The organism is Pseudorhizobium marinum, assembly GCF_000705355.1.
Taxonomy (GTDB): Bacteria; Pseudomonadota; Alphaproteobacteria; order Rhizobiales; family Rhizobiaceae; genus Neorhizobium; species Neorhizobium pelagicum.
The window spans coordinates 58,016-74,733 of sequence record NZ_JMQK01000011.1; the positions used below are offsets into that span (position 1 = coordinate 58,016).

Here is a 16,718-nt window from a genome sequence, read left to right on the forward strand (position 1 = left end):
CAGCTGCAAAGCGATTTCCAATGCTGTTACCGAACATGCTGCGGCCACAGCGGCCGGCACGGGGGTTGGGGGACAGGCATGCGGATCGGCTATTTTACCAACTGCTATCCCGCGCCCAGTCACACCTTCATCCGCCGCGAACTGATCGCCCTGGAGCGGCGCGGGCACAGCCTGGTTCGCTACGCCATCAGACGCGCGGCCGGTCCCCTTGTCGATCGCGATGACATTGCCGAACAGGTGCGCACCCGCTACCTCCTGCATGAAAGCTGGCGAGCGGGCCTTTTGTGTTGCGCGCTGACGCTGATGCGCCGCCCGAAGTCGCTGATGCGTGCCGCCTGGGTTGCCATCCACTTCTCCAGACTTGCAGGCCATGCCTACGGCCGCCATCTGGCGTATCTATACGAGGCGATCCTGCTTTCCTGCTGGTGCCGGCGCGACGGCATCGAGCACCTGCATGTGCATTTCGGGACCAATCCCGCCACCGTTGCCTGCCTCGTCCACATTCTCACGGGGATACCTTTCAGTCTGACCATCCACGGCCCGGAGGAGTTTGATCGGCCCGAGCGACTGGGGCTTGAGGCCAAGGTCGCGACAGCCGCATTTGCCGCCACCGTCAGTTCCTATGGGCGCAGCCAGCTGTTGCGCTGGGCGCGCCTTCATGACTGGAAAAAGATCCATATCGTGCCTTGCGGAATCGACGAGGATTTTGGTCCGCCTGTCGCGACGTCTGCGGCTGAGCCGCAAACGCTGGTGTGCATCGGACGTCTGTGCGAGCAGAAAGGACATCTCCTCCTTCTGGAGGCGGCGCAGCGACTGTTGCGTGAAGGGGTCGACTTCAAGCTCGTTCTTGTCGGTGACGGCCCGCTTCGCGGCGAAATCGAGCGGCGGGTGACGGAGCTTGGCCTGCAAAACCGTGTCGAGTTGACGGGTACGGTGTCGCAGGACAGGGTAAGGCTTGAGATCGGTCGGGCGCGCGCATTGGTCTTGCCAAGCTTCGCTGAAGGCCTTCCGGTCGTCCTGATGGAAAGCATGGCGTTGGGTCGACCGGTGATTGCGACCTATATCGCCGGTATCCCCGAGCTCGTCACGCCGCAGACCGGGTGGCTGGTTCCCGCCGGTGACGCGCAGGCCTTGGCCGAAGCCATGCGCGCCATGCTTGATCTTGACGAGGCGCAGCTTGCCACGATGGGAGACGCAGCACGGCAGCGTGTCCTCCAGCGGCATGACGTCCAGCGCTCGGCGGCCACGCTTGAGGCCCTGATGACGGCTGCGGCCACGAGGCGGCGAGCGGCAGACGTCAGCCTATTGAGCCGGCGTTTCGAGGTGGCCGGACCGGACACCGAGGCTGTGCAGGAGAAAGTCCGCTAGAAGATGGGGCGGGCCTGCAAACATCTTCCTTTCCACCAGAAGTCGCAGGCGAAAGACAAGATGGCCGGCGATCCAGGCCACATTGGCCCACCGGGCGTAGTGACGACCGTGGTGCTTTGAGAAGAAACGGTCCCGCGAGGCAAACCAGTAGTGTGGCCGCCGGGCAGGTGCCCGATGTCTGGTGACGCCTGTCGAGCATCCGACCAGATGCACGATACGGCTTTGCGGAACATGCCAGCATTGCCACCCGGCGGCCGCGGCGCGCCGGCAAAAATCGACCTCTTCGTAGTACAGGAAGTAGGATTCGTCGAGCAAGCCGACTCGGTCGAGAACCTCGCTCCTGACCAGCATCGCCGCACCGGAGACCCAGTCCACCCGCACGGGGTCTTTGCCGGTCGCGGCGGCCACCTGCCATTTGCCCAGGACCTTGCTGACGGGGCCGAGCTTGGCCTCGCTTTCGAACTCCCCCAGGATTGAGGGAAAGCGGAAGGCGCAGGCTTGAGGCGTCCCGTCGGGATCTTCCAGCAGCGCACCGGCGATCCCGACCGGTAGGTGCGATTCCACAAAGTCGAGGAGCGGCCGAAGGCCGTCTGGGCGAACGACGGTGTCGGGATTGAGGAACAGAACATGGCGCGGCTTGCCCAGTGCGCTGCAGGCGTGGGCATAGGCGCAATTGTTGGCATGCGAGAAGCCGAGGTTGGTCTCAAGTGCAAGAAGATGGGCGCGCCGTTGCCAACCATGGTCGTCGATTGCCGACCGCAATCTTTCCACCGAACCGTCGCCAGATGCACCGTCTGCAACGACAACGGCGCCATCGGCAGGCAGCGTCACACCCTCAAACAGCGACGCCAGGCAGTCGATGACGAGATCGGCGGTGCGGTAGTTGACGATGATGACCAGCAGACCCGGGGCACCTGCTGCCGGTTCATTGCGCACAGGGCTCATAAGCCGTGCCTCTGCGCCTTGTTGAGCACCACCTGCACGGTCTGATGAGGCTGGAAATAGGTCTGGCACACAGCCACCTCTGCGCGCGTCGACTGGCCCGCCGCGACGACAAGCACGACGACGTCGGCGGCGGCAACGATGGGAGGCGCCTCATCGAAGCCCAGCATTGGCGGCAGATCGACGACGATGACCGCCGGCTGCAGGACCTGCCGAACCTGTTCCAGGTCGTCTGCCAGTTGATGCGGCGGGGGTTTCCGCTCTTGGCCACAGGCCGGGCGCAGCAGATCAAGCCGCACGCCTTGCGCATCGAGCCGAACGTGGCCGCCAAGGTGCCTGTCTCGGGGAGGATCGGACAAAGGCGCAAGGCCGAGCAGGGATCCTGCGGCCGGAGCCGCGCCATTGCCGTCCACCAGGAGAACGCCGCCCGTTGTTGACCGCGCGAAGCTGAAGGCAAGGTTGATGGCCGTGACCGACGTGCCGCATCCGCAAGCCGGTGCGGTGACGGCAATCATCAGCGAACCCGAACCCTTGCGCGCCTGGGTTATCTGGTTGCGCAGGATGTCATAGACGCGCGTGATGCGGTGATTGGACCGACAGGCGACTATCCGGTGACCCTCCAGATAGGTCAAGCTCAACCCGTGCACATGCGTTGGATCACGCGGAAAGGTTTCAGCAGAGGCCGGTTGCTCCGGATGAGGCCGCCCCACAGGGGAGGTGCTCCTGAGGTTGACCGCATCGGCATCGGCATCGAGCCGGCTGTGCGCGGTGATGGTCTTCATCATCTCCATTCGAGCGGTCCCTTGTTATGTACCGGCTGCACCATGCATCCTTGCCGACATGCGTTGAACTAACCTGCCCTGGCACCCGATGCCGGCCGCGGCGGTCGCCAAGACGGCACCATCACCAGTGTTTGCCCGGCCAGTGCCTCCTGAAGGTCGAAGGCGCCGCGAATGCGTCGATCTGCAACATCAAAGGCAAGCAATCCGCCAAGCCCGGCACCTGCGCATGCAATGGCCAGAGCGGAAAACAGGAGAAGGCGGCGGGGCCCGGACGGGCTCCTGGGCAGCAGCGGTGGCTCCAGGACCTCGACATGCAAGGCAGCATCGTTGCGCTCCAGGCGTTCTCCCATCAACGCGGTTGCCAGACGACCCTTCATTTCATTGAGCGCCGGCTGCAAGGCCTCCCGTTCCGTGTCGATCGCCGTCAGCCGCTCGTCCACGTCCGCGACCCTGGCAATGGTCTGCTTCAGGGCCACGATGCGGTGATCGAGCTGCAGGCGGCGCTCGGCCAGTCCCTCCCGGCGCGGTCTGGCCTGGCTCAGACGTTCCGACAGCAGTGCCAGTTCCGGCGCAAACGAGGTCTCGGCAATGCTTGGGGCCCTGGTCGGGAGCGCGTCGTAGCCTGCAGCCAGATCAATCGCCTTTTGCCTGAGAAGGCGCATTTGCGGATGCTGATCGGTGTAGACCAGACGCTTGTCGGCGATCTCGACCTCGACCTCGGCGATCTGGGATCGCAGCTGCCCGGCGGGACCATGCTCTTCCAGCCCGACGCGCAGCTGCGCGTCAAGCAACTCGAGCTCCTCCTCGCTGGCGCGCAGTGCCTGCTGAACGACAACAAGCTCCTCTTCGCGCGCCTGCAGTTCGATCAACATGGCCGGCAGACGGCTGGGCTGCGCATCCCGATTGGCATCCACGATGGTTGCCCGCTCTGTGTCGCGCATGCTCAACCGCGCCGCCAGATCCTCCACCTCCCTTTGCAGGAATTCCGTGGTTTCGGAGGCCCGCTGGGTTCGCAGGCGCCGGTTCTCGTCGATGACCATGCGCACCAGCTCGTCGACGACCGCCACTGTCTTGCCGGCTATCGGGTGTTCGAAGCCGAGAAGCACGGAGGCGCTTCCGGTTGAGCCGTCCGAGCCCTCGTTGAAGGTCGTGCGCAGCGTGATCTGGTTGCGCATGCGTCCGGCGATGGCGGCCGGCTCCGCGGTTGTCGCAAGCTCGGGATAGAGCTGCAGGCGTTCAGCGAGTTCTGCCAGATTTGAACGCGAGAGCACACGCTGGTCGATGAATCGCAGCCGGTCGTTTGTCACTGTCGGAGAAACAAGCGACGAGGGAATCTGCTGGAATTCCATCACCAGGAGCGCCTCGCTGTAGAACGGCCGGGTGATGTTGGAGATCGCGTAAACACCGATGCCCAGAACCAAAAGCGCCGGCGCAGCCACGTGCCAGGGGTGCCGGAGAGCCAGTCCGAGGTAGTAAAGGGCGTTGCGCCACAGCATTTCGATCATCGGTCCTGCTCCTCGGTGGCGGCGGAGGCACTGGCCAAGGCGGTGGCGGAAGGCCCCGGGATTTCGTCGACGGCGGCCCCGACCTGCCCGGTCTGGGCGCTATAGCTGACGCGCACGAGATCATTGGGCTGGAGAGCGGATGTCTCCGCCGCGTCGATCTCCAGAGCTTCGCCGTTGCGGGAGCGGACAATGGTGTAGGAGATGGGCAGTTGCTCCTGCTCCTGAGCCGCCGCGGCGCTGGCGCCGTAAATCGACATGATGCGTCTGCTGTCGCTCAGGCGTGCGGCTGTCTCGGCCTGCTCGCGGCGGACAGCCTGAAGTTCGCTCAGCAGTTGCGTCTGCCGCTCCTGGCGCGCGGCGTCATAGCCCGCAGCGTCGGCGATCTCGGCGCGCTCCAGCACCACCATCTCCGCCGACAACCGGCTGATCTGGCCCTCCAGTTCGGCAATGTCGGCTTCATGGGCATTTTTCTGGGAGCTTTCCGCGCCCCCTTTTTCGACCAGGCGCGACACGCTGCGCAGGCGGTCGCGCGCCAGCTCGATGCGCCGTGTGACCGCCTGAACCTGTTCTTCAAGGGCTGTGCGGCTTTGCCGGCTGAGAACGTCAGCCTGCTGTTGCGCCTGCTCCATCATCTCGACACTGCGTGATCGAGCATCCAGCAGCAGCTGTTCCTGGGCCATCAGAGGATCGTCAGCCGTCGCGCCCGGCGCCGACAAGGTGCGTCGCCCCTCCAGCTCCGCCATCAGTCGGGCCTCGCGCGCCGCCAGTTCTCGCATCCGTTGCGTGCCGTTGCTGACCTGGCGCCCGACAATGACGGACCGATCCTGATCTGCAGGCAGCACGGCCGCCCGATACAATCCGCCGGCAACGGTGAGGGCATGAAGAACGGTCATATGCGACCTGTAGGGATAGGCACCAGGCGTGGTCACTTCCCCGACGACATAAATGATCGGTTCGTGCCCCGGACGCAGCATCAAGGTGAGGTCAATGTCCTTGAAATAGGGCTGCAGGCGGTCGCGCAGCGCCGCCTCAAGCTCCAGCAACGTCAGGCCTTCTGCGCGCAGATGACCTGCCAGGGGAAAGGAAATGCCGCCATCGGGCGCCACCACCCCGTCCCCGCGCAGGTCCTCGGTTTGCGCCATCCAGACCTGCACGGTGTCGCCAGGCTGCAGGGTGTAGGGCGATTGCGCCAACACGCCCCTCACACACACGGTGCAAGACAGCAGGACGGTTAGTGCCAAGCCAGGCCATTGCCTGCTTTTGATCATCAGCTTACCCCCGTAGCCCCCAATCGACATCGGCGAATACTACGAGCCCTTCGCTGGTTCTGAGAACAACGCACAAAGCGGTAGGCCCGGCTACCTCAAAGAGAGAATGCCTTGGCCCATTGACGTCTTTGGGAGCATCGCCCCACCGTTAGGCGCGGTTGTCGCGGGTTTCAGGGAGGCTACGATCCTGCCTGCACCCACTCGCGGGCTAACGCCGCGGGTTGGACAAGATCAGGGCCGCTGGAGGGATGATGAGGGTGCAGCCATGGACGCAACTGTTGGGGGGATGGGTCGTGAGCATTGCAGTTGTCGGTGCGGCCGCAGGCGATATCCGTGGCGGCGCCAGTGACGATCCCGCCCGGGAAGGTGCCACCTCCCGGGAAGGCATCGGCCGGCTGCCGCGCTCCATCTTGATCTCCGGACACAGCTTGACCGACATGCCGTTTCCAGGATTGCTGCATCAGGCACTCACGGTCCTGGGGGGCGACCTCACCGTGACGAGCCAGCACTTCCCCGGGGCATCAATCCGGGAGCGATTGGGTCGTTCCGGGGATGGTGCCGCCGACAGTGCGCGGTCGCGGGATAGCGCTCGGCCCGACTTCGCCGAGGTGCTTGCGCAGCGCAGCTTTGACGTTCTCATCATCACCGAGCGCAATGGCTTGCTCGATGCCCTGGCCTGGGAGGACACCGTAACATCGTTGCAGTCGGCCCGGCAGCGGTTCCACTCTGCAAATCCGGGCGCTCCGATCTATTTCTTTGTCCCCTGGAACGGCGTGTCCGACATCCACGCGCCCCAGCAATGGATCCGCTATGAGCAGCAGGCGCATGTGATCTGGTCGTGTGTGGTCGCTACCGCCAATGCGCAAAGCGCCGCCAAAGGCCATCGCAGTGACATCATCGTGCTTCCGACGGCACTGGCGCTGGCCCATTTGACGCAAAGCCTGACGTCATCACCGCAGGCTCCAGGCTTCGAGGGTCTCGACGACGGCGAAAGGATGCGCATGATCTTTGCCGACGATGTCCATTTGACGCCGCTTGGGGCATCTTACGTCGCCTTTCTGACCTCGGCCTGGCTCTCGGGAGATGCTCCGCGGCGGCCTGCATCCACGCAAGATGATCTGCTGACCCGACGACAGGTCCACCTGCAGGACATCGGCCGCCGCTTTCTGCACGAGCACCCATGGCCGCAGGCCCGTCAGGAGCGCTGCTCGTTGGCACGGCGTCTGGCATTCGTGGCCCGCTACGTGGCCTATACCGGGCAAAGTCATCGGCAGGCGGGTCCTCTGGCCTACGGATGGCGGCAGTTCACCCGCCTGTTGCAGTTCACCTGGCATGTCTGGCGCGGTTTCGGTCACGAAAGCGGTGTGCCTGCAGCAACCGCGACGACAACGGCGGGGGGACGGGCATGAACGACCGCATCGGCTTTCTCATCCCCGAGTTTCCCGGGCAGACGCATATCTTTCTGTGGCGCGAACGTCAGGCCCTGGCGAACCTTGGGGTTCACGCGGAGCTGGTATCGACGACAAGGCCGCCCGCCGGCATTGTCTCCCATTCATGGTCCCAGGAGGCGCGAAGCGTCACGCTGTATTTGATGCCATTTTCGTTTCGCGATGGCGTCATGAGCCTGGTTGATCTGCTGCGTTGCGGTCCCGTGCGGTGGCGAGCGCTGATCGGCGCCATACGACGGGCGGAGGTGGAGAGCCGGTGGGAGCGGCTTTGCCTTCTTGCCATGGTCTTGCCGGCAGCAAAGCTTGCCCGGGCCGCCAAGCGCCGCAGCTGGAGCCATCTGCACGTTCATTCCTGCGGCAACGCAGCCAATGTCGCAATGCTCTGCTCGATCCTGTCTGGCATGAGCTACAGTCTGACGCTGCATGGCCCGACGCTCGAGCTCTACGGCGGCAATCAGCAACAGAAGTGGCGCCACAGCCGGTTTGCCACGGTCATTTCCAAGCGGCTGTACCGCGACGTGGTGGACCGCCTCGGCCTTGTCCCTGCCGACAAGGTCCATGTTGCCCCCATGGGCGTCGACGTCGATGCGATCCGGCGCCGCCAGCCGTACCGTTCCTGGTCGCGCGGGCAGCGATGTCGTCTGTTCAGCTGCGGCAGGCTGAATGCCATCAAGGGCCATGAGGATCTCTTGCGGGCTGTGTCTCTGTTGCGCAACCGGGGTGTCGACGCCCACCTTAGGATTGCCGGAGAGGATGAACAGGGCGGACGCGGCTATCGCACGCGACTGGAAGACGAGATCCGGCAGGCAGGCCTTGAGGACTGCGTGACACTGCTGGGGGCGGTGAATGAGGAGCAGATCCGGCAGGAGCTGGAAGCCGCCCACATCTTCGTGCTGGCCAGCCACAACGAAGGGATTTCCGTTGCCATCATGGAGGCGATGTCGATGGAGATGCCGGTTGTCGTCACGGACGTCGGCGGCAACAGCGAATTGATTGAAGAGGAGGTCGACGGCCTTCTTGTCCCGGATGCACAGCCACAGGAACTGGCGCAGGCGGTGATGCGCGTTCTCACCGACCAACAGCTTGCCGTCAGACTGCAGACGAACGCGCGCGCCAAGATCATCGCGCACTTCAACCACCACATCAGTGCCGCCAAGCTTGCTGCCCGTTTGGCCGGCGGCAACGAGGTGGGCTCACCCGGTCCGCATACCTCAATATGGCTAGGACAATCATCCGAAGGCGTATCTGCAATCGGCGCACAGATATGAAATGATCCCACCGAGCCGCCTGCAATGCAGTTGTGGCTCCAGCCGAAGGGTCAGGGGATCTCATGTTGTCTTGGCGGCCAGTCAGCCATTATGGCAGAAAAGCAATCGGATGCGGCGAGACGCAGCTCGATGCCGTCGCCGCCGAGCAATGGACGATTGCGCCGGCAACGCGTCGTTATATCCCGCCCGCGCGCTTCTTGCCGCACCACCTGGAACGCATTCGCGCCACCAGATTTGGCAGCATCGCCGAGGTCGTCCGCGGTTTTCGTGGGGACTATGAGTCTGTTCAGCAGGCAACCGTCGCGCTTCGGCTGAGAGATGTCGATCTCATCGATGGTACGCTCTATGCGGGTCATGCGGCCTACCCCTTGCGGCCGCGCCGTCGTCGGCTGCCGGTCTATGCGCGCCCGAAGACCGCCATGACGCAGGCGACGCTCTTTGAAAGCTGGATGGGCAATCGCTGGTTTGGCATGTGGCTCCTCGATGACTGCCTGACCTACCAGCTTGCCGCCGACAGCGGCCATCCGGTGCGCACGCGCGCGCCGGCCACCCGCCACCAGGAGGAGTACTCCCGCCAGCTCCAGTTTTGCGCACAGCCGATTGCCGATATGCATTTCGACGACCTTGTGGTCTTTCGCGACCACGGAAGCAACGAGGGCAAGCAACGCCGTGCCGATGCGCTGAAAGCGAAGCTGCGCGGGTCGGACCTGTTTGCGAGGCATCCGGGGGTCTTCCTGTTGCGGGGGCAGACCGGCGATCGCCGGCTGCTGGTCAACGAGTGCGAGATCGCCGAACACTTCGCCAGACACCGGGGGTTTCGCGTCCTTGATCCGGCATCGGCCACGCTTGCGGAGGTGATCGACGCCTGTGCGGGCGCCCGGGTCGTCGCAGGCGTCGAAGGCAGCCATCTGACGCATGGGCTTCAGATCATGCCCAATGACGCCGCACTCTTCGTGATCCAGCCGCCGGATCGGGTGGTTTCCATCCTCAAGGTGGTCACCGACCGTCAAGGACAGGCCTATGCCTTCGTCGTCGGAGAGGGCTCGCACGACGCCTTTTCCGTCGACTGGGACGATGTCTCGCGCACTCTGGACCTGGTGGTTGGGTGATGGCGAAGAGACCCTCCGGCACGGTCCTTAACGATTGCAGCGCCCAGACGCGACCCCTCTCCGGCCGTCGACCGAAACGGCAGATGCTCCATGACGTGCATCTGGACTACCGGCGGCATGGAAGCACGCTGTTCAACGCCGCGTTTCTGGCTCTGCTGACCTATCGCCTTGGACGCTGGAGCGAAAGCCGCCGGCGCCGCTGGTCGCGCTTCCTGGCCCGCAAACTCTATGCTGCCATTCACGCCCCCGTGGCGACCTTGACGCGGATCTGGATCCCGCCGGGGGTAACCGTGGGGGAGGGGTTCCACATCATCCATGCAGAGGGGTCGTTGTCCATCCATCCCGACACGGTGATCGGCAAGCGCTGTGGCGTCATGCACAATGTCACCATTGGCACCAATATGACGCCAGGGGCGCCGGTGATCGGCGACGACGTGTTTATCGGCGTCAACGCCACGGTGCTCGGCCCGATCCGCATCGGCGACAGGGTGCGCATTGCGGCCAATACTGCAGTTTCCAGCCATGTCCCGTCTGACTGCATCGTCGTTGGCTCTCCAGCCCGGGTCTACCCGCGGCTGGGCCCGTTTCGCCGTGAGCCGGACCGGCAGGACCCAGCCAGAGGACGCATCCATGACTAGTCTCGCAACCAGTTTCTACCACCTGCTCAGCGACAACCTCCCCCACCACGCTGAGGCGATAGCGATCGTTGATGATGATCGCGACGTCAGCTATGGCGCGCTCAGCGACAGTGTCGACCACATGGCGGACCACCTGGTCGGCCAGGGGGTCGTGGCAGGAGACCGGGTTGTCGTGCAATTGCGCAAAAGCCTCGCGGAGGTTGTCGCAATGTTTGCGATCGCCAAGATCGGTGCCGTGATCGTCAACGTCAACAGCCAGTGGACACGCGAGCAACTGCTGTATGTCGCCCGCGACAGCCGCGCCACTGGCTTGATTGTCGAGGCGAGAGCGGCCGGGCCGCTGGCGCAAGATCGCCTGCCGGCGACCGTCAGTGCAGTCCTGGTCAACGGACCCGCCCCCGGTCACCCAAGCTTCGTCTCCTGGCAAGATGCTCCTTCGCCATCTCAGGCGCGTCCGGGGAAGCGGCTGGGAAACGATCTGGCGATGATCATCTACACGTCCGGTTCGACGGGCCTTCCCAAGGGCGTGATGCTCAGTCACGCCAATATCCTCGCCGGCGCGCGATCGGTGGCGCGATATTTGCGCCTTAGCCGACACGACCGCTTGCTGAGCGTGCTGCCTTACAGCTTCGACTATGGCCTTAATCAGTTGACGACGATGATGCTGATGGGCGGGACGGTAGTGCATCAGGCCGTTCCCCTGGCGGCAGAAGTCATAGACACCATGGTGCGCCAGCAGGTGACCGGCCTTGCGGCTGTTGCACCCCTGTGGAGCCAGATCGTGCGCAAGCTGGTGGCGTCTCCGACGCGGTTGCCGGCCCTGAAGCGGATCACCAATTCCGGCGGCAGGATTGCCCCTCACGTCATGGACCAGATGCCTTGCGTGTTTCCCGGGGTCGACATCTATCTGATGTACGGTCTCACCGAGGCCTTCCGCTCCACGTTCCTGGCTCCTGAGCGGTTTGAAAGCAAAATGGGTTCGATCGGACGCGCCATACCCGATGCCGAGGTTTTTGTGGTCAAAAGCGGCGGCGGGCTTGCCGGGCTACTGGAGGAGGGTGAGCTCGTTCACCGTGGTCCTCTTGTCAGCCTTGGCTACTGGGGTCGGCCGGACCTGACGGCACAGAAGATCCGGCCATGCCCGGAACTCTTCCACCTGATCGGCGACGAGCCGGTTGTCTATAGCGGCGACACCGTCAGGCTCGACGAGGACGGGGATCTTTGGTTTGTCGGTCGCCAGGACGCGATGATCAAGACCAGCGGGTTCCGCGTCAGCCCGGAGGAAGTGGAGGATCTGGTGTATCGCTCTGGCGCGGTTGCTGAAGCGGTGGCCTTCGGCATGGCCGATGCCGAGCTTGGCGAAACCGTCCATGTCGCGATCACGCCGGCTGACGGCGATATCGACGAGGAGAGGCTCCTGCGTCACTGCCGCAAGGTGATGCCAGGCTACATGGTGCCGCGCCGCTTTCATCTTTGGCGCCATGCCATGCCGCGCACCGCCAGCGGCAAGCTCGATCGTCCGGCGGTCGTAAAACATTGTCGCAGCCAAGGCGCGCCCGACGAAGCAGAGCACGCCGGCACGGACAGCCGAAACATTCACAAGGGAGACATGGTGCTGTGATTTTTGACCAAAACACGCTGCTCGCCTATGTGCGCGATGACCTCGAGATCAAGGATGTGGAGCTCAACACGCCCCTGTTCTCGTCAGGACTGCTCGATTCCGTCTCGATGGTGGGGCTTCTGGGCTTCATCGAACAGGCGAGCGGCATGGTCATTCGCACGGAAGATGTGACGCTGGAGAACTTTGACACCCCAGCTCGCATTCTGGCGTTTGCCCAGGCGACGGTGTAATGCAGCAGGCGGCGGCAATCGATCTTTGGCTGCAGGCGGCCGCCGACGGGTTCGGCACACCCTGCTACGTCTATGATCTCGCTGCGATCAAGCAGCGAGGCCAACGCCTGCGCCAGGCCTTCGGCGGGCGGTTCCTGCTCAGCTTCGCCGTCAAGAGCAACCCCAATCCGGCCCTGCTGGAGTGGCTGCGCACCCAGGCAGATGGGCTGGATGTTTCTTCCATCGGCGAGTTTCGCCTCGCGCTTGCTGCGGGATGGCCGGCCTCGCGGCTCAGCTTTACCGGACCGGGAAAGCGTGATGCCGAATTGCGTGAAGCCATTGAGGGCGGCGTCGGAGAACTGGTCGTTGAATCGGTGCGCGAGGCCGTCAGCGCCAGCGCGATTGCGGTCGAGCTCGGGCGCCAGCAGCCAATCCTCGTGCGCCTGGCCCCGGCCGCGGTTCCCAAGGGTTTCGGAGACCAGATGGCGGGCCGCCCATCGCCCTTCGGCATCGACGTGGAGGACAGTCCAGAGGCGATCGACGCGATCCTCGCCTTGCCGGGTTTGTGCCTGCAGGGTCTGCACATCTACGCCGGCACCCAATGTTTGCGCGCCGAAGCCATCTGCGAGAACTACCGCAACTTCATCGAGATCTTCTCCGACGTCAGCGATCGGCACCGCCTTTTGCCAAGGACGTTGATCTTCGGCTCGGGCCTTGGCATTCCCTATCATGGCGGCGACGAGCCGCTCGATCTGGAGGCGGTTGGGCGCGATATTTGTCCGGATCTCGATGCGCTGGCCGCCAGGAGCTGCTTTCACGGGACACGGTTCGTCCTGGAGATCGGGCGCTACCTGACCGGTGAAGCGGGATATTTCGTGACGCGCGTGGTCTCGACGAAATTATCGCGCGGCACGAAGATTGCCATCTGCGATGGCGGGATGAACGCCCATCTTCCCGCCAGTGGTCATTTCGGAATGGTCATGCACCGCAACTATCCGATGCACAAGGTAAACGGCCAGGGACCGTTGGAACCCGTGACGCTCGTTGGCCCCTTGTGCACCTCGATTGACCGGCTGGCCAACGGCGTTCACCTGCCCCCTGTCGAGGCGGGCGACCTGATCGCAGTCCACAGCAGTGGGGCCTATGGCCCCAGCGCCAGCCCGATCGGCTTCATTGCTCATCCTGTGCCCCGCGAAATCATCATCGACGAGGCAGGCCTGCGCGACGTGACGCCATCGGGACGCGGCATCTAGCGGATCAATATGCCGCGCGAAGGTCGTGCAGCTGAAAGACGGTGCGCAGGATGATCTTGACATCCAGCCACAGCGACCAGTTGTTGATGTACCAAAGGTCGTGATGCACTCGCTCTTCCATCTTTTCGATGTCGGGCGTTTCGCCGCGGCACTTGTTGATCTGCGCCCAGCCGGTCAGTCCCGGTCGGACATGGCGGCGAAAGACATACTCGCCGATCTGCGTGTCGAAGTAGTCGTCGTGCGCCAAGGCGTGCGGCCTTGGGCCGACCACCGACATGTCACCCCTGAGCACGTTCCAGAACTGCGGCAGCTCATCGAGACTTGTTGAACGGATAAAGGCACCGACGCGGGTGATGCGGTCATCACCGCGGGTTGCCTGGCGCACCTCAGGCCCGTCCTCGAGCACCGTCATGCTGCGGAACTTGACGATGCGAAACGGCCGGCCCCCATAGCCCTTTCGGACCTGCCGGAACAACACAGGGCCGGGGCTGTCGAGCTTGATGGCCACGGCGACCGCGAGCATCATCGGCGATAAGGCCAGAAGACAGGTGGCGGAAAAACTGATGTCGAACAGTCGCTTGATAGCGCTTTCGCAGAGGCTGAGCGGCGGCCGCTGCGACTGGAAGGCGGTGAGGCCGCCAATCGCACGCGGATTTGCCGAGACGATGGTGCCGATGAAGCCATCAAAGGCAACGCTGACGGGAAGCGGGGAACGCCGCATCTGCCAGAGATAGCCCTGGAGGCCCGCCAGGTCGGGCTCACCCCAGACCATGATGATCTCGTCGACGCGCTTGCGGCTCGCGGTCAGGGTGAAATCCAGAGCCGACTGGCAAAGTTCCTCATCCTGAGGCAAGCGCAGCACCTCGACGACAATCATACCATGCGCGACGGCGCGTTCCTCGAACGCCGTCACATGCGCCGTTGCGCTGCAGATCAGCAGGATGCGCCGCCGCCCGAATGCACCACGTGCCATGGCATAGGGGAGGAAGGCTGGCCACAGGAGCCGCAGCCCGATCAGGCCGACAAACGACAAAAGCAGGCTGGCGCCGATGGAACCGCGTGAGAAGGTCGCTCCGAGCTTGAGAAAGAAGAGGACCGTCAGCAGGAACCCGAACACACCCGGTATGAGCAGGCTGATCAGCCGCATCTGGTGGCGGCGCCGCAGGATCGCGTCCGGCCGGTAGGCGTGGGCGCTATGCATGGCGAGCACAAAGCTCATCGCAACCAGCAGCCCGATGCCAATATAGCCAATCGGGTCGGCCGTCAGGCTGAAGCTGATTTGTTCGTAGAGCACGAAACCTGCAGCGTTTGCCGCAACCAGCATCACGAAATCGGCGGCCGCGACAAGCCAGGCGATGGCCCCGTGGCCAAGCCCGCCCCGACCAGCAAGCGGGCGCGGCCGGTAGACCGCGCTCGTCGTCGCAGATTGCACAGTTACCGTCATGTTCTCGTCCCCAGTACCCACTTCAGAATACACGGCCGGAGCGGGCGCGAACATTCACGCGGCCCTACGCCTTAGGGCGCATGTCCTTATGGCGAATTGTCGATAATGAGCGTCTTGGATAAGGATCGCGCGATTGCGGACGGGAACAAAACCACGCGTCGACCGGTGACAGGCCTGCCGAAGCCAGGCCTGTCACCGGGTTCGAACACGCCTGCCACATAACGCCTTGCAGCCATCCTCATGTCACAGCAAAACTCAAATCTTGAAGGCCAAGATGATGCAGTGGGACGTCGCGATCGTGGGCGCGGGAATGGGCGGGGCCGCCTTCGGATATGCCTTGGCACGGGCAGGCCACACCGTTGTGTTTGTCGAAAAGGGAATGATGACCTTCGCCGACGACGGTGCGGACAACCCAGACGTCCCTGACGAACAACTGAGGCTCCAGCATGGTCGCTGGCCCACGCCGATCCTTGCGCGTGTCGACGAAAGAGAGACGAACTTCTACCCACCCCTGGGATGCGGCGCAGGAGGATCGACCCTCCTCTACGCGGGAACTTTGGAGCGCCTGTCGACCGCCGACTTCGAAGACGCAGCTGGCAGGCCGGAATGGCCTTTCCCGTACCGCAACCTGGAGCCCTACTACCGTGAGGTCGAATCCCTGTTTCGCGTCCGAGGCAGCCCGGACCCCTTCTTCGAAGGCCCGCCCGCGGCACTGCGCAAACCGCCTTCGATGACCACCTCCGATGACGACCTTTTCAACCTCCTGAAGGACAAGGGGCTCAGGCCTTATCAACTGCACAACGCTTGCGAAGCAAAGCCGGGATGCCTGGCGTGTGGCGGTACCATCTGCCACCGCTCGTGCAAGCACGATGCCGGTCGTGTTCTGGTGGAGTCGGCGATGCGCACCGGTCGCGTGACCTTTCTCGACATGTGCACGGTGGAGACCATCGATGCGGATGCAACGGCGGTGAAAGGACTGATCTGCCGCCGCAACAGTGAACGGGTGGTGGTCCAGGCGAGGTTCTATGCGCTGGCGGCGGGAGCCCTGTCGACGCCGCTCCTGTTGCAACGCTCGGCAAATCGCTTCTGGCCGAACGGTGTGGCGAATTCTTCCGACATGGTCGGCAGGAACCTGATGTTTCACGTCTCCGACTTCGTGGCGGTTTGGCCGCGGGGCCGTTCGCGGACCGTCAATGCCGAGCGTTCCCTTGCCGTCCGCGACTTCTACAAATCCGGTGACGACGACTTCGGGATTATTCAATCGACCGGCATGGCCGCAACGATGGGCAACATCGTGCACGTGCTCAAGGGCATGATCGATACCGGTCCATTGGGATGGTTGCGACCGCTGCGGCGGATGCTCTATGCGCCCGCCTTCATAGCCGCCTGGCTGTTGGGACGGGCGACCATTCTGGCGACGGTGCTGGAAGACTACCCCTATCCGGACAACCGCGTCCGCCCCCACCCCGACCACCCCGACACGATCTACTTCGAATATGTGATCAGACCGGAACTGCGGCAGCGGGTACGCCGCTTTCGCCGCATCTATCGGGCTGCTTTTTGGCCCCGTCGGACCATGGTCCTGACCCCGAATATCAATCTCAACTTCGGTCATCCCTGCGGTACCTGCCGAGCCGGATCTGATCCGCGGTTATCGGTCGTTGATGGCGAAAACCGGAGCCATGACCTCGACAATCTGCTTGTGGTCGACGCTTCCTTCTTCCCCAGGAGCGGCGGTGTGAATCCGTCCCTGACGATCGCGGCAAACGGGCTGCGGGTCGCAGACATTCTCTCGGCGCGGCTTCATCAGATGAAGAAGAGTGCAGAGGAAGGGGCCAGGGCCACTTCATGATGGTCGTCCTG

At 63.6% G+C, this 16,718-nt stretch carries 14 protein-coding genes; 9 read left to right on the top strand and 5 right to left on the bottom strand.

Going from position 1 to position 16,718, the window contains the following annotated elements; genetic code table 11:
* The first annotated feature begins 78 nt into the window (after positions 1-78).
* Positions 79-1,368: a glycosyltransferase family 4 protein gene (locus EO99_RS0114535; protein ID WP_077067076.1), complete on the top strand. Its 1,290-nt coding sequence runs from the start codon at positions 79-81 to the stop codon at positions 1,366-1,368.
* Here the strand turns inward: EO99_RS0114535 and EO99_RS0114540 are convergent.
* Genes EO99_RS0114540 through EO99_RS0114555 form a run of 4 tightly spaced genes read right to left on the bottom strand, consistent with a single transcriptional unit; the run spans position 1,303 to position 5,790 of the window.
* Complete coding sequence (locus EO99_RS0114540; protein ID WP_029619359.1) at positions 1,303-2,313, bottom strand: glycosyltransferase family 2 protein; 1,011 nt, start codon at positions 2,311-2,313, stop codon at positions 1,303-1,305. The two genes, EO99_RS0114535 and EO99_RS0114540, sit on opposite strands and share 66 nt — an antisense overlap.
* Positions 2,310-3,101 (bottom strand): P-loop NTPase family protein, encoded by a 792-nt coding sequence (locus EO99_RS26320; protein ID WP_156034808.1) that lies wholly within the window; start codon positions 3,099-3,101, stop codon positions 2,310-2,312. Before EO99_RS26320 ends, EO99_RS0114540 begins: the two co-directional genes overlap by 4 nt.
* A 59-nt stretch (positions 3,102-3,160) precedes the next feature.
* Positions 3,161-4,597 (bottom strand): GumC domain-containing protein, encoded by a 1,437-nt coding sequence (locus tag EO99_RS0114550; protein WP_029619361.1) that lies wholly within the window; start codon positions 4,595-4,597, stop codon positions 3,161-3,163.
* A complete protein-coding gene (locus EO99_RS0114555; RefSeq protein WP_029619362.1) occupies positions 4,594-5,790 on the bottom strand; it encodes a polysaccharide biosynthesis/export family protein in 1,197 nt (398 codons plus the stop codon). The genes EO99_RS0114550 and EO99_RS0114555 overlap by 4 nt, the downstream gene beginning before the upstream one ends.
* Before the next feature lie 368 nt (positions 5,791-6,158).
* Between EO99_RS0114555 and EO99_RS0114560 the strand changes: the two genes are divergently transcribed.
* The 7 genes from EO99_RS0114560 (at position 6,159) to EO99_RS0114590 (ending at position 13,411) form a co-directional block, all read left to right on the top strand.
* A complete protein-coding gene (locus EO99_RS0114560) occupies positions 6,159-7,274 on the top strand; it encodes an SGNH/GDSL hydrolase family protein (protein ID WP_156034810.1) in 1,116 nt (371 codons plus the stop codon).
* On the top strand, positions 7,271-8,581 hold the full coding sequence (epsE, locus tag EO99_RS0114565) for an exopolysaccharide biosynthesis GT4 family glycosyltransferase EpsE (protein WP_077067077.1): 1,311 nt from the start codon (positions 7,271-7,273) through the stop codon (positions 8,579-8,581). The genes EO99_RS0114560 and epsE overlap by 4 nt, the downstream gene beginning before the upstream one ends.
* Before the next feature lie 62 nt (positions 8,582-8,643).
* Positions 8,644-9,690, top strand: a complete 1,047-nt coding sequence (locus EO99_RS0114570) for a glycosyltransferase family 61 protein (RefSeq protein ID WP_029619365.1) — start codon at positions 8,644-8,646, stop codon at positions 9,688-9,690.
* Positions 9,690-10,328, top strand: coding sequence for a serine O-acetyltransferase (locus EO99_RS0114575; protein WP_210165082.1), 639 nt, complete (start codon positions 9,690-9,692; stop codon positions 10,326-10,328). The genes EO99_RS0114570 and EO99_RS0114575 overlap by 1 nt, the downstream gene beginning before the upstream one ends.
* Positions 10,321-11,949 (top strand): AMP-binding protein, encoded by a 1,629-nt coding sequence (locus EO99_RS0114580; protein WP_051679869.1) that lies wholly within the window; start codon positions 10,321-10,323, stop codon positions 11,947-11,949. The genes EO99_RS0114575 and EO99_RS0114580 overlap by 8 nt, the downstream gene beginning before the upstream one ends.
* Positions 11,946-12,179: a phosphopantetheine-binding protein gene (locus tag EO99_RS0114585; protein WP_029619368.1), complete on the top strand. Its 234-nt coding sequence runs from the start codon at positions 11,946-11,948 to the stop codon at positions 12,177-12,179. The genes EO99_RS0114580 and EO99_RS0114585 overlap by 4 nt, the downstream gene beginning before the upstream one ends.
* Positions 12,179-13,411 carry a type III PLP-dependent enzyme gene (locus EO99_RS0114590; protein WP_029619369.1) on the top strand — a complete coding sequence of 411 codons (1,233 nt, stop codon included), beginning with the start codon at positions 12,179-12,181 and terminating at the stop codon, positions 13,409-13,411. Before EO99_RS0114585 ends, EO99_RS0114590 begins: the two co-directional genes overlap by 1 nt.
* 4 nt (positions 13,412-13,415) lie before the next feature.
* Here EO99_RS0114590 and EO99_RS0114595 read toward each other — a convergent pair whose 3' ends face one another.
* A complete protein-coding gene (locus tag EO99_RS0114595) occupies positions 13,416-14,855 on the bottom strand; it encodes an exopolysaccharide biosynthesis polyprenyl glycosylphosphotransferase (RefSeq protein WP_037112010.1) in 1,440 nt (479 codons plus the stop codon).
* Positions 14,856-15,129: 274 nt separating this feature from the next.
* Here EO99_RS0114595 and EO99_RS0114600 point away from each other — a divergent pair, with 274 nt between their 5' ends.
* A complete protein-coding gene (locus tag EO99_RS0114600; protein ID WP_037112056.1) occupies positions 15,130-16,707 on the top strand; it encodes a GMC oxidoreductase in 1,578 nt (525 codons plus the stop codon).
* The last annotated feature ends 11 nt before the right edge of the window (positions 16,708-16,718 follow it).

What these genes read in the sequence shown, in the direction of transcription:
- EO99_RS0114580 (WP_051679869.1), top strand. Translation starts at nt 10,321, where the DNA reads ATGACTAGTCTCGCAACCAGTTTCTACCACCTGCTCAGCGACAACCTC.
- EO99_RS26320 (WP_156034808.1), bottom strand. Translation starts at nt 3,101, where the DNA reads ATGGAGATGATGAAGACCATCACCGCGCACAGCCGGCTCGATGCCGAT.
- epsE (WP_077067077.1), top strand. Translation starts at nt 7,271, where the DNA reads ATGAACGACCGCATCGGCTTTCTCATCCCCGAGTTTCCCGGGCAGACG.
- EO99_RS0114590 (WP_029619369.1), top strand. Translation starts at nt 12,179, where the DNA reads ATGCAGCAGGCGGCGGCAATCGATCTTTGGCTGCAGGCGGCCGCCGAC.
- EO99_RS0114550 (WP_029619361.1), bottom strand. Translation starts at nt 4,597, where the DNA reads ATGATCGAAATGCTGTGGCGCAACGCCCTTTACTACCTCGGACTGGCT.
- EO99_RS0114600 (WP_037112056.1), top strand. Translation starts at nt 15,130, where the DNA reads ATGATGCAGTGGGACGTCGCGATCGTGGGCGCGGGAATGGGCGGGGCC.
- EO99_RS0114575 (WP_210165082.1), top strand. Translation starts at nt 9,690, where the DNA reads ATGGCGAAGAGACCCTCCGGCACGGTCCTTAACGATTGCAGCGCCCAG.
- EO99_RS0114540 (WP_029619359.1), bottom strand. Translation starts at nt 2,313, where the DNA reads ATGAGCCCTGTGCGCAATGAACCGGCAGCAGGTGCCCCGGGTCTGCTG.
- EO99_RS0114570 (WP_029619365.1), top strand. Translation starts at nt 8,644, where the DNA reads ATGTTGTCTTGGCGGCCAGTCAGCCATTATGGCAGAAAAGCAATCGGA.
- EO99_RS0114595 (WP_037112010.1), bottom strand. Translation starts at nt 14,855, where the DNA reads ATGACGGTAACTGTGCAATCTGCGACGACGAGCGCGGTCTACCGGCCG.
- EO99_RS0114535 (WP_077067076.1), top strand. Translation starts at nt 79, where the DNA reads ATGCGGATCGGCTATTTTACCAACTGCTATCCCGCGCCCAGTCACACC.